The 14,783-nt window shown below is 64.4% G+C and carries 12 protein-coding genes; 8 read left to right on the forward strand and 4 right to left on the reverse strand.

Annotation, left to right across the window (positions count from 1 at the left end):
• The first annotated feature begins 85 nt into the window (after positions 1-85).
• Positions 86-1,189, forward strand: coding sequence for an Obg family GTPase CgtA (gene cgtA, locus U5A65_RS37695; RefSeq protein ID WP_321916762.1), 1,104 nt, complete (start codon positions 86-88; stop codon positions 1,187-1,189).
• 85 nt (positions 1,190-1,274) lie between these two features.
• Positions 1,275-2,393, forward strand: coding sequence for a glutamate 5-kinase (gene proB / locus U5A65_RS37700; protein WP_321916760.1), 1,119 nt, complete (start codon positions 1,275-1,277; stop codon positions 2,391-2,393).
• A 105-nt stretch (positions 2,394-2,498) separates the two neighbouring features.
• Here proB and U5A65_RS37705 read toward each other — a convergent pair whose 3' ends face one another.
• Both U5A65_RS37705 and U5A65_RS37710 read right to left on the reverse strand, forming a co-directional pair.
• A complete protein-coding gene (locus U5A65_RS37705) occupies positions 2,499-3,068 on the reverse strand; it encodes a CNP1-like family protein (protein WP_321916758.1) in 570 nt (189 codons plus the stop codon).
• A gap of 119 nt (positions 3,069-3,187) precedes the next feature.
• On the reverse strand, positions 3,188-3,868 hold the full coding sequence (locus U5A65_RS37710) for an RNA pyrophosphohydrolase (RefSeq protein WP_321939008.1): 681 nt from the start codon (positions 3,866-3,868) through the stop codon (positions 3,188-3,190).
• Positions 3,869-4,119: 251 nt separating this feature from the next.
• Here U5A65_RS37710 and U5A65_RS37715 point away from each other — a divergent pair, with 251 nt between their 5' ends.
• Entirely contained in the window at positions 4,120-5,856 is a 1,737-nt protein-coding gene (locus U5A65_RS37715) for a proline--tRNA ligase (protein ID WP_321949416.1), read from the forward strand.
• A 35-nt stretch (positions 5,857-5,891) separates the two neighbouring features.
• A complete protein-coding gene (locus U5A65_RS37720; protein ID WP_321916754.1) occupies positions 5,892-6,491 on the forward strand; it encodes a MarC family protein in 600 nt (199 codons plus the stop codon).
• 88 nt (positions 6,492-6,579) lie between these two features.
• On the opposite strand, the gene U5A65_RS37725 is transcribed toward U5A65_RS37720, so the two are convergent.
• Complete coding sequence (locus U5A65_RS37725; RefSeq protein ID WP_028207817.1) at positions 6,580-7,131, reverse strand: hypoxanthine-guanine phosphoribosyltransferase; 552 nt, start codon at positions 7,129-7,131, stop codon at positions 6,580-6,582.
• Between the two features lie 146 nt (positions 7,132-7,277).
• Positions 7,278-8,645, reverse strand: coding sequence for a signal recognition particle protein (gene ffh, locus U5A65_RS37730; protein WP_321916752.1), 1,368 nt, complete (start codon positions 8,643-8,645; stop codon positions 7,278-7,280).
• Between the two features lie 116 nt (positions 8,646-8,761).
• Here ffh and U5A65_RS37735 point away from each other — a divergent pair, with 116 nt between their 5' ends.
• The 4 genes from U5A65_RS37735 (at position 8,762) to U5A65_RS37750 (ending at position 14,246) form a co-directional block, all read left to right on the forward strand.
• Positions 8,762-9,703: an inner membrane protein YpjD gene (locus U5A65_RS37735; protein ID WP_321916751.1), complete on the forward strand. Its 942-nt coding sequence runs from the start codon at positions 8,762-8,764 to the stop codon at positions 9,701-9,703.
• A gap of 22 nt (positions 9,704-9,725) precedes the next feature.
• On the forward strand, positions 9,726-10,052 hold the full coding sequence (locus U5A65_RS37740; RefSeq protein ID WP_321916750.1) for a PP0621 family protein: 327 nt from the start codon (positions 9,726-9,728) through the stop codon (positions 10,050-10,052).
• Positions 10,049-10,687, forward strand: a complete 639-nt coding sequence (ampD, locus tag U5A65_RS37745; protein WP_321949417.1) for a 1,6-anhydro-N-acetylmuramyl-L-alanine amidase AmpD — start codon at positions 10,049-10,051, stop codon at positions 10,685-10,687. Before U5A65_RS37740 ends, ampD begins: the two co-directional genes overlap by 4 nt.
• A 559-nt stretch (positions 10,688-11,246) precedes the next feature.
• Positions 11,247-14,246, forward strand: coding sequence for a ribonucleoside-diphosphate reductase subunit alpha (locus U5A65_RS37750; protein WP_321949418.1), 3,000 nt, complete (start codon positions 11,247-11,249; stop codon positions 14,244-14,246).
• Positions 14,247-14,783: the final 537 nt, after the last annotated feature.

A 14,783-nucleotide genomic window follows, 5' to 3' on the forward strand; every position in this document is an offset into this window, starting at 1 on the left:
TGCGAGCGTCGTTGGCCGTTCGGCCAGGTTGGCCAGTTTTGGCCATGGCGGGCAAAATATCGACATTCACGGGACGGAGTAACTCATGAAGTTCATTGACGAAGCGAAGATCGAAGTCATCGCCGGCGATGGGGGCGATGGCAGCGCGTCGATGCGACGCGAGAAGTTCGTCCCGTTCGGCGGGCCGGACGGCGGTGACGGCGGGCGCGGCGGCAGCGTCTACGCGGTCGGCGACCGCAACATCAACACCCTCATCGACTACCGCTACACGAAAAAGCACCAGGCGCGCAACGGCGAGAACGGCCGCGGCTCGGACTGCTACGGCAAGGGCGGCGACGACATCACGCTGCGCATGCCGGTGGGCACGGTCATCACCGACCAGGACACGGGCGAGCTGATCGCCGACCTGACCGAGCACGAGCAGCAGGTGATGGTCGCGAAGGGCGGCGCGGGTGGCCTCGGCAACCTGCATTTCAAGTCGTCCACGAACCGCGCGCCGCGTCAGAAGACCGACGGCAAGCCCGGCGAGCGCCGCATGCTCAAGCTGGAACTGAAGGTGCTGGCCGACGTCGGCCTGCTCGGCATGCCGAACGCGGGCAAATCCACGTTCATCGCCTCGGTGTCGAACGCGAAGCCCAAGATTGCCGACTACCCGTTCACGACGCTCGCGCCGAATCTGGGCGTGGTGCGCGTGGGGCCGAGCAAGAGCTTCGTGATCGCCGATATTCCGGGCCTGATCGAAGGCGCCGCCGAAGGTGCGGGCCTCGGTCACCAGTTCCTGCGCCACCTGCAGCGTACGAACCTGCTGCTGCATCTGGTCGATCTCGCGCCGTTCGACGAAAGCGTCGATCCGGTTGCGGAGGCGAAGGCGATCGTCGGCGAACTGCGCAAGTACGACGAGACGCTCTATGACAAGCCGCGCTGGCTCGTGCTGAACAAGCTCGACATGGTGCCGGAAGATGAGCGTGCAGCGCGTATCGCCGACTTCGTGAAGCGCTTCGAGTGGGAAGGGCCTGTGTTCGAGATCTCCGCTCTCACGGGGCAGGGCTGCGAAAACCTGTGTTACGCGATATACGACTACGTCTCCGCGCACTCCGACGCACGCCGTGCTGAAGAAGCCGAAGACCTCGCATCCGACGTGCGCTTCCGCGAGGGGCAAGGCGGAAACGCGGAGCAGCCGCAGGAGTAATTCGCCGCATCGGCCGGCGCGCGAGCCGCGCCGGCCGCTCTCAGGAAACTTCACGCGTCATCAGTCATTTGGGAGACCGCGCAGCATGCGTTCCGTCATCGCCGATTCGCGGCGTCTGGTAGTGAAAGTCGGCTCGAGCCTCGTCACCAACGACGGCCGCGGGCTCGATCATGCGGCAATCGGCCGCTGGGCCGCGCAGATCGCGGCGCTGCGCGCACAGGGCAAGGAAGTCGTGCTCGTGAGTTCGGGCGCGATCGCCGAAGGCATGCAGCGGCTCGGCTGGACGAAGCGACCGCGCGAGATCGACGAGCTTCAGGCCGCTGCGGCGGTCGGCCAGATGGGGCTCGCGCAGGTTTATGAGAGCCGCTTTGCCGAGCACGACATCCGCACTGCGCAGATCCTGCTTACGCACGCCGACCTCGCTGACCGCGAACGCTATCTCAATGCGCGCTCCACGTTGCTCACGCTGCTGCGTCTGGGCGTCGTGCCGATCATCAACGAGAACGACACCGTGGTCACCGACGAAATCAAGTTCGGCGACAACGACACGCTCGGCGCGCTCGTCGCGAACCTGATCGAAGGCGACGCGCTCATCATCCTCACCGACCAGAGCGGCTTGTATACGGCCGATCCGCGCAAGGACCCGAACGCAACGCTCGTGCAGGAAGCCGACGCAGGCAAGCCGGAACTCGAGGCCATGGCGGGCGGCGCGGGGTCGAGCATCGGCCGCGGCGGCATGCTCACCAAGATCCTCGCAGCCAAGCGCGCTGCGCATAGCGGCGCGAACACGGTGATCGCGAGCGGGCGCGAAGCGCAGGTGCTCGTGCGGCTGGCTGCGGGCGAGGCGATCGGCACGCAACTCATCGCACGCACGGCGCGCATGGCGGCGCGCAAGCAGTGGATGGCCGACCACCTTCAGGTGCGCGGCCACGTCGTGATCGATGACGGCGCGGTGCAGAAGCTCACGGCAGACGGCAAGAGCCTGCTGCCGATCGGCGTGACCGGCGTGCAGGGCGCGTTTGCACGCGGTGAGGTGATTGCTTGCCTGAACGGCGCAGGCGCGGAAGTCGCGCGCGGGATCACCAACTACAGCAGCGCGGAAACGAAGCTGATCCAGCGCCATCCGAGCGGCGAGATCGAGGGCATCCTCGGCTATATGCTTGAGCCGGAGCTGATTCACCGCGACAATCTCGTGCTGGTCTGACGCTGTCCCGGCCAGCCGCGCATCGCCAAAAATTGAAAAGCCGCTGTGGCCAATGGCCGCAGCGGCTTTTTTTCATGCCCATCGCCGCTTACGGCGGTGCAGCTATTAGCGCACCAGCGTCGACTGCGTGCGGCCGTAGCGCAGGTTCTCGATGAGGGTCGGTGCCTTCGCGATCGGCATCTTGTTGGCGCAGAAGTAGTCCTGATAAAGCCTCGACTGGTACGCGTTGAGCGTGCCGTTCTCGATGCGCGACCAGTTGTTCGCGACGGTCTGGTCCCAGCCGTTGTGATCGGCGTCGAGGCTCGCGTAGAGGCGCCACTCGTAGGTGTCGCAGCGAATGCCTTCATAGTTCACGTTACGCGCGCCCGTCGGGCTCGTGATGACGATCGTGTAGCGCACAACGCCATCCGTGCCGACCGTGAGCGAAGCCGGGTCGATCGCGAACTGGAGCGGCGAATTGTTCGATACGTCGAACGGCAGCAGCTTCGCGCCGGCCTGCGGCAGCGGCGGCAGGCCTTCGAGCTTGTTTTCCTGCCATTCGCCCTTGCGGTCCAGAAGGTAGACGAACGCGCTGTCGTCCTTGTTCGTGGGACCGGAACTGGAGCACGCGGCCAGTCCCGACACAAGCAGCACACCGCCTGCGGCGCATGCCGCAGCAAGAGCAAATCGTTTCAAATTGGTTTTCCTCGAAGCACGGGCGCACGTTACAACCGAACTGCGCCGCGAATGCGAACCGGCGGGGCCTGGCGCGTGATGCGCCGGACCCCGCCGGTTCGGGCGTTCTTTGCGTTGGCTCAAGCCCCTTGATCCTGCTCGTCCTGCGCAGGCTCGATGATACTCTGCGCCGACGCGCAATCGCTTTCGATCGGCGTTCGTTCGGGCACGCTTTCTGTTACGGCCTCGTACGGCTCGGCATGCACCGCGTCTGCGTGCGCCGACGTCACGATGCGCGGGTAACGCACCTCGTGAGCTTGCACGCCCAGCCGCTCCTGGCGCGGCGCAGGCCGGCGCAAGAAGCGCGAGAGCTCGGTCAGCGCGAGCTGGTAGACGTCACGCTTGAACTCGATGACCGCTTCGAGCGGCACCCAGTATTCGTTCCAGCGCCACGCATCGAACTCGGGATGCTCCGTTGCCCGCAGGCAGATATCGCAGTCGCGCCCGACCATACGCAGCAGAAACCAGATCTGTTTCTGGCCGCGATAATGGCCGCGCACTTCGCGCTTGATGAACTTGTCCGGCACCTCATAACGCAACCAGTCGCGTGTGCGACCGACGATCTTGACGTGCTCCGGATGCAAACCGGTTTCTTCGTGCAACTCCCGAAACATTGCCTGCATGGGGGTTTCACCATACTTGATGCCCCCCTGCGGAAACTGCCAGGAATGTTCGCGAACCCGCTTGCCCCAAAACACCTCGTTTCGCGCGTTCAAGAGGATGATGCCGACGTTCGGGCGAAACCCCTCACGATCCAGCATACAACCACCTTCGAATCCTTTAAAATTGCTTTGATTATAAACAGATAACGGTCCTCACGCACCCGCCGTCCGGAAAGTTGAGCGAATGGCCGCGACCGCGCAAAACGGTCTCGGGGCGCAATCGGCTTCGAATCTGGCTGGCGTCATCGGCGCGGCACGTGGCGCGTTGTCATAATGGCGGGTTCGTGAACTCCTCCGTTGGTCACTTCTTCGGGCGGTCTGCACCGGGCCGCCGCTTTTGGATAATTTGAATGAAAGCCTCCCGTTTCTTTATCGGCACCCTGAAGGAAGCGCCCGCTGACGCGGAAATCGTCAGCCACAAGCTGATGGTTCGCGCGGGCATGATCCGTCGCATCGCTGGCGGCATCTACAACTACTTGCCGATCGGCCTGCGTTCGATCCGCAAGGTCGAGCAGATCGTGCGCGAGGAAATGAACCGCGCCGGCGCAATCGAGCTGCTCATGCCGGCCGTGCAGCCGGCCGAACTGTGGCAGGAATCGGGGCGCTGGGAACAATACGGGCCGGAACTGCTGCGCTTCAAGGACCGCAAGCAGAGCGACTTCGTGATGGGGCCGACGCACGAAGAGGTCGTTACCGACATCGCGCGTGGCCAGATCAAGAGCTATCGCCAGTTGCCGGTGAACTTCTATCAGGTGCAGACGAAGTTCCGCGACGAAATCCGTCCCCGTTTCGGCGTGATGCGCGGGCGCGAATTCATCATGAAGGACGCGTATTCGTTCGATAAGGACGTCGAAGGTCTCAAGGTTTCGTACCAGAAGATGTATGACGCCTACGTGCGCATTTTCACGCGCCTCGGCCTGCAGTTCCGCGCGGTCGCGGCCGACAACGGTTCGATCGGTGGCAGCGGTTCGCACGAGTTCCACGTGATCGCGGAAACGGGCGAGGACGATATCGCCTACTGCCCGACCTCGGAATTCGCAGCCAACGTCGAAGCCGCCGAAGCGCTGCCGCTCATCGCGCAGCGCGGCGCCGCGACGCAAGCACTCACGAAAACGCCCACGCCGGGCGCGGCCAAGTGCGAGGCAGTGGCTGAGCTGCTCGGCATTCCGCTCGAAAGCACGATCAAGTCGATTATTCTCGCGACGGACAACGAAGGCGCCGAGCCGACCATCTGGCTGCTGATGCTGCGCGGCGACCACGATCTGAACGAGATCAAGGTCGGCAAGCTCGAAGGCCTGAGCGGCTTCCGCTTCGCTACCGAAGCGGAAATCGTCGAGTGGTTCGGCACGCCGCCGGGTTACCTCGGCCCGCTCAACACGAAGAAGCCGGTCAAGGTGATCGCCGACCGCACGGTCGCGAACATGAGCGACTTCGTGGTGGGCACGAACGAAGTCGACTTCCACACCACGGGTGTGAACTGGGGCCGTGACCTGCCGGAGCCGGTCGTCGCCGATATCCGCAACGTGAAGAAGGGCGATCCGTCGCCGGACGGCAAGGGCGTGATCGACATCTGCCGCGGCATCGAAGTGGGCCACGTGTTCCAGCTCGGGACGAAGTACTCGGAAGCGATGAACGCCACGTTCCTCGCCGAGAACGGCAAGCCCGCGCCGATGCAGATGGGCTGCTACGGCGTCGGCATCACGCGTATTCTCGGTGCAGCCATCGAGCAGAACTTCGACGAGAAGGGCATCATCTGGCCTGAGTCGATTGCGCCGTTCCAGGTCGTCGTGTGCCCGATGGGCATGGACCGCAGCGAGCTCGTGCGCGAGCACGCCGAGCGCGTGTACAGCGAACTCGTCGAAGCGGGCGTGGACGTGATCCTCGACGACCGCGGCGAGCGCCCGGGCGTGATGTTCGCTGACTGGGAGCTGATTGGCGTGCCGCATCGTCTCGTCATCGGCGAGCGCGGTCTGAAGGACGGCAAGATCGAGTACCAGGGCCGCCGCGACACCGAAGCGACGCTGCTCGCCGCCGATGAGGCTGCGCAGACGGTGGCGCAGAAGATCCGCGCGGCGCTTGCGGTTTAACGACGATCCATCACGGTTAAAGGAGCGCTCTGAGCGTGGAGTACAGTTTTCTGTCCGCTACGGTCCTGCTGCTCCTTATCACCGACCCGCTCGGTAACATTCCGCTCTTTATCACCTGCCTGCGCGGCGTTGCCCAGCAGCGCCGCGCGATCGTGATCCTGCGCGAGGTCGCGATTGCGTTCGTGATCCTGCTCATCTTCATGGTGGCGGGCAACGCCTTCCTGCGCATGATGGGGCTCACGGACACGTCGCTGCGTATCGGTGGCGGCATCGTGCTGTTCCTCATCGCGCTGCGCATGATCTTCCCGCATCCGGGCGGGCCGTTCGGCGGCGGCGACAAGGGCGGCGAGCCGCTCATCGTGCCGCTCGCCATTCCCGCGCTCGCGGGGCCTTCGGCGCTCGCCACGGTCATGCTGCTCACCTCGCAGGCGCCCGGCAAGCTCTATGAATGGGTCGCGGCGCTCGTCGTGACGATGGTGATCTGCGCGATCGTGCTGGTGCTGGCGGAGCGCATCCAGCAGTGGCTGGGCGAGCGTGTCGTGACGGCATTCGAGCGGCTGATGGGCCTCGTGCTCGTGGCGATTTCGGTGGAGATGATCCTCGCGGGTATCGCCAACTTCGTGCATCATCTCTGACGCCGCATGCAGCGGGCGTCGCAGGCAATAAAAAAGCAGCCCGCGGGCTGCTTTTTTTCATGGCGCTTCAGATTCGTCGACGCGCGCTTCACGCGCCTTCGGTCAGCGCACGGATGGTCGGCAGATTGCGCCAGTAACCTTTGGCGTCCATGCCGCAGCCGAACACGTAGCGGTCCGGCACCGAAAAGCCGCAGTAGTCGGGATGCAGCGGCTTGGCCTTCGTGAGCGTCTTCTCGCACAGCACGGCCGAGAGGAAGCGCTTCGCGCCCATATCCATGATGCGGTCGCGAATCGCGGCCATGGTCTCGCCTTCGTCGAGGATGTCGTCGAGCACGAGCACCACGCGGTCTTTCACCGACTCGCGCGGCGCCACGCGCCATTGCATCTCGGCGCTGCCCTTGATCGCGTTGCGGTAGCGCGTGAGGTGGATGTAGTCGAACTCGAGCGGGAAGTCGAGGTGCGGCAGCAGCATGCCGGTGAACACGGCGGCGCCGCCCATCACCGACAGCACGAGCGGGAAGTCCTCGCTGATCTCGGCGCGGATGGCTTCGGCCATCCGGCCGATCGACGCATTGACGTCGCCCTCGGAAACGATCTCTTCGGAGTGGCGGAAAATGTGCAGGGCTTCTTCGCGATTCATGACTCTGGCGGGAAGGTAGCTGTAGCTATGAAGTGTGGAAAATAACGGCGGCGCGCGCTACAGCATAAACCCGCGCATTTGTTCCGTCGCGCGCCGCGTCGAGTCGGGCCGCCGTGCGCGCGATGTGCGCCGTGCGGCCCGCAGGATCAGCGCATGCCGGGCATCATGCCCTTCATGCCGCGCATCATCTTTTGCAGATTGCCGCCTTTCAGCTTCTTCATCATGGTGCGCATCTGCTCGTACTGGTTGAGCATGCGGTTCACTTCCTGGACCTGCACGCCCGCGCCCGCCGCGATGCGGCGCTTGCGCGTGGCCTTGATGAGTTCGGGCTTGGCGCGCTCGGCGGGCGTCATCGAGTTGATGATGCCTTCCATGCGGCGCATCTGCTTCTCGGCCTGGCCCATGTCGGCACCCGAGGCGGCCTGCTGGAACTGGGCGGGCAGCTTGTCCATGAGCGACGACAGGCCGCCCATATTCTTCATTTGCGAGAGCTGCGCGCGGAAGTCGTTGAGGTCGAAGTCGCCGCCTTTCTTGACCTTGTCGGCGAGCTTTTGCGCGGCCTGCACGTCCACGCCGCGTTGCGCTTCCTCGACGAGCGCGAGAATGTCGCCCATGCCGAGAATACGGTTGGCCATGCGGTCCGGGTGGAACACCTCGAGGCCGTCGAGCTTTTCCGCGACGCCGACGAACTTGATCGGCTTACCCGTGATGTGGCGCACGGAGAGCGCCGCGCCACCGCGCGAGTCGCCGTCGAGCTTGGTGAGCACGACGCCGGTGAGCGGCAGGGCGTCATTGAACGCCTTCGCGGTGTTGACCGCGTCCTGACCGAGCATCGCGTCGACGACGAACAGCGTTTCAGCCGGCTTGAGCGACGCGTGCAGCGCCGTGATCTCGTTCATCATCGCCTCGTCGATACCGAGGCGGCCGGCCGTGTCGACGAGCAGCACGTCGTGATAATGGCGCTTGGCCCAGTCGACCGCGGCGGCGGCGATCTCGACGGGCTTCTGGTCCGGCTGCGAGGGGAAGAAGTCGGCGCCGACCTGTTCCGTCACCGTCTTCAGCTGCGCGATGGCGGCAGGGCGGTAGACGTCGCACGAAACGGTGAGGACCTTCTTCTTGTACTTCTCGCGCAGGAGCTTGGCGAGCTTGCCGGTGGTGGTGGTTTTACCCGCGCCCTGCAGACCCGCCATGAGGATGACGGCAGGCGGTGTGACGGCGAGATCGAGTTCGGCGGCCTTGCCTTCGTAGTCGCCGCCGATCACGGCGGTCAGCTCGCGCTGCACCACGCCGACGAGCGCTTGTCCAGGCGAGAGGCTGGCGATCACTTCCTCGCCGAGCGCCTTCTCCTTCACCTTGGCGATGAATTCGCGCACGACGGGCAGCGCCACGTCCGCTTCGAGCAGGGCGAGACGCACCTCGCGCAGCATTTCCTGCGTGTTGGCTTCGGTCAGCCGGGCTTCGCCGCGCAGCGTCTTGACGACGCGCGCCATCCGTTGAGTGAGATTGTCGAGCATGGGGAGGCGGTGAGCAGTGCGGCCCGGCCCGCGCACGTTAAACGGGAAAGCGCCGCGTTTCGTCGCGCTTCTGTGTGTTTGCCGCGCGGCCAGGGGGCCTATAGTAAACTTCGAACATGGATATTGTACTGTATGCCCTCACCGTCCTCCTGTACGGCGGATTGTGCGCCGCCGACTGGCGCGCGCTGCGCCGCGCGGGCACCGCGCCGCTGCTCGGCAGCGTGCCGCCCGTTCCGGTGACGGTCGGCGCGGGCGCGGGCTTGGGTGGCGACGCCCTGCGCGCCCGGACCTTCGGCCCGCTTTCGCGCACGCTGCTCTTTGGCGCGCTCGCCGCGCACGGCCTGCTGCTGCACACGACGATCTTCCCCGCCAACGAAATGGTGTTCGGCTTCGCCTTCGCGTTGTCGGCCATGTTCTGGCTCGGCGCGGGCATCTACTGGATCGAGAGCTTTTTCTTTGCGCTCGACGGTCTGCGTCTGTTGTTGCTGCCGCTCGCCGCAGTCGCGTCGATCCTGCCGCTCGTGTTCGGCGGTGTGCGCGTGCTGCCCTATGCGGCGGCGCCCATGTTCAAGCTGCACTTCGTCATCGCGAACGTCGCCTACGGGCTCTTCGCGATCGCCGCGTTGCACGCGGTGCTGATGCTCGCTGTCGAGCGCCGGCTGCATGCGCTCAAGGGCGCCGGCTTTCAGCGCAACGCGAGCAATCGCGGCGGCGGCTGGCTGTCGAACTGGATCGAGACGTTGCCGCCGCTCCTCACGATGGAGAAGCTGCTGTTCCGCCTGATCGGCGCGGGCTTCGTGCTGCTCACGGCCACGCTCGTTTCCGGCATCGTGTTCAGCGAGCAGTTGATCGACCGGCCGCTCTCGCTCGATCACAAGACCGTCTTCGCGATTTTGTCCTGGCTGATGTTCGGTGCGCTGCTCACCGCGCGCAAGATTTCCGGCTGGCGCGGACGCGCCGCGCTGCGCTGGGTGATCGCGTCGTTCATCGCCTTGCTGCTCGCTTATGTGGGCAGCCGTTTCGTCTTCGAGGTGCTGCTGCACCGCCCTGTGGTTTGAGTCGTTTGAGTCGCGTGTTCCGATGAGACAGATTTTCCTCCTCGTGCTGCTGTTCGTGATCGGACAGTGGTTCGTCAAGGCCCTGCGCCGTGCGCAGACACAGTCGCGTCCCGGTGCGCAGCCGGGGCAGGGTGCGCAGCCGGGGCAAGGCGCCGCGCGCAATGCCAATGGCGGCACGAGCGCGGGCGGCCAGGCCGCGCTGCCCGAGCCGATGGTGCGCTGCGCCGAGTGCGGCGTGCATGCGCCGCGCAGTGAATCGGTGAATGTCGGCGCGCGCTCGTTCTGCAGCGCCGAGCATGCGCGCGCCTACGATGCGCGCACCACCGCCCAGGATCGCCCCGCACGATGAGCGCTGCTGCATCGCCGGAATTGCCGGGATCGCGCGCATACGAAGTCGATGCGCAAGGCTGGGTGCCGGGCGCTCGCCACCTGCCTTCGCCGAACTTCGAGGCGCGCCCGCAAGGCGCCGTGCCGACGCTCATCGTCGTCCACAACATCAGCCTGCCGCCCAACGTGTTCGGCGGCCCCGAGATCGCCGAACTGTTCCTCAACCGCCTCGACTGCGACGCCCATCCGTACTTCGACGCCAACCTGCGCGGCGTCCGCGTCTCGGCGCACTTCGTCATTCATCGCGATGGCGCGCTCGAGCAGTTCGTCTCGTGCGACGAGCGCGCGTGGCACGCGGGCGCATCGAGCTTCTTCGGGCGCGAGCGCTGCAACGATTTCGCGATCGGCATCGAACTGGAAGGCAGCGACACGACGGCCTTCGAGGCGGCGCAGTACGCCACGCTCGCGGCGCTCGTGAAGGCGCTCATTGCGCACTATCCGATCGAGGCGCTGGCGGGCCATTCGGACATCGCCCCTGGGCGCAAGACCGATCCCGGCCCACACTTCGACTGGGCACGCCTCAAACACGATACGCAGCTCGCCGATGCCAGCTTCCCCTATATCCAGGGGCACGATGCGCAGAACGCGGCGTCATGACACGTTCGAACGCAGGCTAATCACCCTTCGGCTGCACAAGAAATAAGCACCTCTCGCGCGCAAACGCAGGGTCTTGGCGCGCGCCTCGCAGACCACTCGAAAGCGCATTGGCCGGTAAGGCCCGCGCTGCTTGGCTTGCGGTCTTGTCAAGATAGGACCAGCAAAAAAAGCCATTTGATCGCCTTGTTTCTTCCACTATACTTTGTACCCGAAACAAGGCTTCACACCATATGTTGTGTTGTACCGCGGCGCCCCGCTTCATGAGCAAGGCGCCGCGCGCGTTACCAGCATAGAAAAAACAGAAACTTTGTACGGTGCCGTCGGCCGAGAGAACCGGCGCACCGGCTGTAATCGAGAGAGAAGGTACAGCCAATGATCGCGACATCCACGATGAAGACCGAAGCAGTCCGTGATTCATCTGCCTTGTCGCATCCGGCAGCCTCGCCAGGCTGGACTTTTTTCTCTGCCCGATCGATCGCGCACACGGGGGCGCGGCGTCGGCGTCCGTACTAATCCGCGAACTCTCTTCGCACCTTTCCAGGACCCAGGAGCTTTGCACATGCAAACGACCGATAACGTCTCGACCCGGTATGAAGGCGCGCCCGCGCACACGCTGGGTGGCCAGCCGCAGGACGGTCAGACGAGCGCGCAGCAGTTCGCCGACCACAAGGTGATTCGCCGCAACGGTAGCGTGGTGTCGTTCGAACCTTCGAAAGTCGCGATCGCGATGACGAAGGCTTTCCTCGCCGTGAACGGCGGCCAGGGCGCGGCTTCGGCGCGCATTCGCGAGCTGGTCGAACAGCTCACGCAGAGCGTCGTGCGCGCACTCGTGCGCAGCCGTCCGAACGGCGGCACGTTCCATATCGAAGACATCCAGGATCAGGTCGAACTCGCGCTGATGCGCGGCGGCGAGCACAACGTCGCGCGTGCCTACGTGCTGTATCGCGAGAAGCGCAACCAGGAACGCGCGCATTCGCCGGAAACGGCAGCGCCCGCAGCGCCTGGCATCAACGTCACGGACAACGGCGTGACGCGCCCGCTCGACATGCAAGCGCTGCGCGCGCTGATCGCGTCGTCGTGCGGCGGTCTCGGCGATGCGGTCAACGCTGACCCGATCGTCGCGGAAACGGTGAAGAATCTGTACGACGGCGTGCCGATGACCCAGGTCTACGACTCGGCCATCCTCGCTGCGCGCACGATGATCGAAAAGGACCCGGCGTATAGCCAGGTGACCTCGCGCATCCTGCTGCACACGATCCGTCGCGAAATTCTCGAAGAGGAAGTGACGCAAGCCGAAATGGCCGTGCGTTACGCGGACTACTTCCCGCAGTTCATCAAGCGCGGCGTGGAAGCCGGCCTGCTCGACGACAAGCTCCAGCAGTTCGACCTGAAGCGCCTCGGCAACGCGCTCGACGCGAGCCGCGACCTGCAGTTCGGCTACCTCGGCCTGCAGACGCTGTACGACCGCTACTTCCTGCACGTGCATGGCACGCGCATTGAAATGCCGCAGGCATTCTTCATGCGTGTCGCGATGGGCCTCTCGCTCAACGAGATCGACCGCGAAGCGCGCGCGATCGAGTTCTACAACGTGCTCTCGTCGTTCGACTTCATGTCGTCCACGCCCACGCTGTTCAACTCGGGCACGCACCGCTCGCAGCTCTCGTCGTGCTACCTCACGACGGTTGCCGACGACCTCGACGGCATCTACGAAGCGCTGAAGGACAACGCACTGCTGTCGAAGTTTGCAGGCGGTCTGGGTAACGACTGGACGCGCGTGCGCGCGCTCGGTTCGCACATCAAGGGCACCAACGGCAAGTCGCAGGGCGTGGTGCCGTTCCTGAAGGTCGTGAACGACACGGCTGTGGCCGTGAACCAGGGCGGCAAGCGCAAGGGCGCGGTGTGCGCCTACCTGGAATCGTGGCACCTCGACATCGAAGAATTCCTCGAGCTGCGCAAGAACACCGGCGACGACCGCCGCCGCACCCACGACATGAACACGGCGAACTGGATTCCCGACCTGTTCATGAAGCGCGTGATGGAAGGCGGCGACTGGACGCTCTTCTCGCCCTCGACCTGCCCGGACCTGCACGACAAGTTCGGCGCCGAATTCGAACAGGCTTACACGGCTTACGAAGAGAAGGTCGCGCGCGGCGAGATCAAGCTGTTCAAGAAGCTGCCGGCCGCGCAACTGTGGCGCAAGATGCTCGGCATGCTGTTCGAAACGGGTCACCCGTGGATCACGTTCAAGGATCCGTGCAACATCCGTTCGCCGCAGCAGCACGTGGGCGTCGTCCACTCGTCGAACCTGTGCACGGAAATCACGCTGAACACGAGCGACAGCGAAATCGCCGTGTGTAACCTGGGTTCGGTGAACCTGGTTGCCCACATGGTCGAACAGGCCGACGGCACGTTCGCACTCGACCACGACAAGCTCAAGCGCACCATCAGCGTGGCGATGCGCATGCTCGACAACGTCATCGACATCAACTACTACGCGGTGTCGAAGGCGCGCAACTCGAACCTGAAGCACCGTCCGGTGGGCATGGGCATCATGGGCTTCCAGGACTGCCTGCACGTTCTGCGCACGCCGTTTGCTTCGCAGGAAGCCGTGGAGTTCGCCGACCGCTCGATGGAAGCCGTCTGCTACTACGCGTACTGGGCGTCGACGGAGCTGGCAGCCGAGCGCGGCCGCTACTCGACCTACCGCGGCTCGCTGTGGGATCGCGGCATCCTCCCGCAAGACACGCTCAAGCTGCTCGCCGAAGCGCGCGGCGGCTATGTGGAAGTCGACTCGAGCGAGTCGATGGACTGGACGTCGCTGCGCGAGCGCATCGCCCAGCACGGCATGCGCAATTCGAACTGCATCGCGATCGCACCGACCGCGACCATCTCGAACATCATCGGCGTGTCGCCTTGCATCGAGCCGACGTTCCAGAACCTCTATGTGAAGTCGAACCTCTCGGGCGAATTCACGGTGGTGAACGACTACCTCGTTCGCGATCTGAAGTCGCGCGGCCTGTGGGACGAAGTCATGGTCGCCGACCTGAAGTACTTCGACGGCATGCTCTCGCGCATCGACCGCGTGCCGGCCGATCTACGCGCTGTGTATGCAACGGCGTTCGAAGTCGATCCGACGTGGCTCGTCGAAGCCGCTTCGCGTCGTCAGAAGTGGATCGACCAGGCGCAGTCGCTGAACATCTTCATGGCGGGCGCATCGGGCAAGAAGCTCGACGAGATCTACAAGCTCGCCTGGGTGCGCGGCCTGAAGACCACGTACTACCTGCGCACGATGGCGGCCACGCACGTCGAGAAGTCGACGGTTGCGCACGGCGCGCTCAACGCCGTGCCGACGGGCGGCGAAGGCGGCGGCAATGCAGGCGGCGCCGCAGGTGGCACATTCGGCGGTGCGTCGGGTGGCGCATTCGGCGGTGCAGCAGGATCGACCACGATGCAGGCTGCACCGGAAGCTGCTGTCGAAGCCGCGCAGGAAGCAGAGGGTCCGGTGTGCATGATGCGTCCGGGCGATGCTGGCTTCGAAGAGTGCGAGGCTTGCCAGTAACCACGAGGTGAGCTGGCTGCGCATGATGCGTGCGGTGCAACGCCGCGCGCATCATGCGAGGACCGAAGCATCGGTAGTAAACAGTAGTAGTTGGTCGTAGCGAGATGTAACAACGAAAGAGGCGCGCGCAATGCGCGCCGACTCTCCCGGCAACTCGCACCCCGCGCGTTGCAGTACGCGAAAGAGGCAACAGGAAGGAATCCCTGGAGTTTCGCGCAGGGACAAGACTTGAGGCCGCGCGAGCATCTAGCGCCGCGCGCGGCAGGCAGTGAACGGCGAGTGAAAACGCACTCGCAGCGCGAGCGAACAGCGCGCGGCGAACGCCGTCTTTCACACACGCTCTCGATGTCGCGAAGACCTTCGAAGCACATCGCACATGCGAAGTGAGCACGACGAAGCAGTGCTCACTACGCAGTGCTCATGCGATGCAATCGACACGATGCGATAACAAAGTGTTGTATCGAGGTCGCAACGCGAATCGAAAACAGGATTTTTCGTGTGCGAACCCTTTTATCGCTCACGAAAAGATGGTACAAA

Source organism: Paraburkholderia sp. J10-1, assembly GCF_905220165.1.
Lineage (GTDB): Bacteria > Pseudomonadota > Gammaproteobacteria > Burkholderiales > Burkholderiaceae > Paraburkholderia.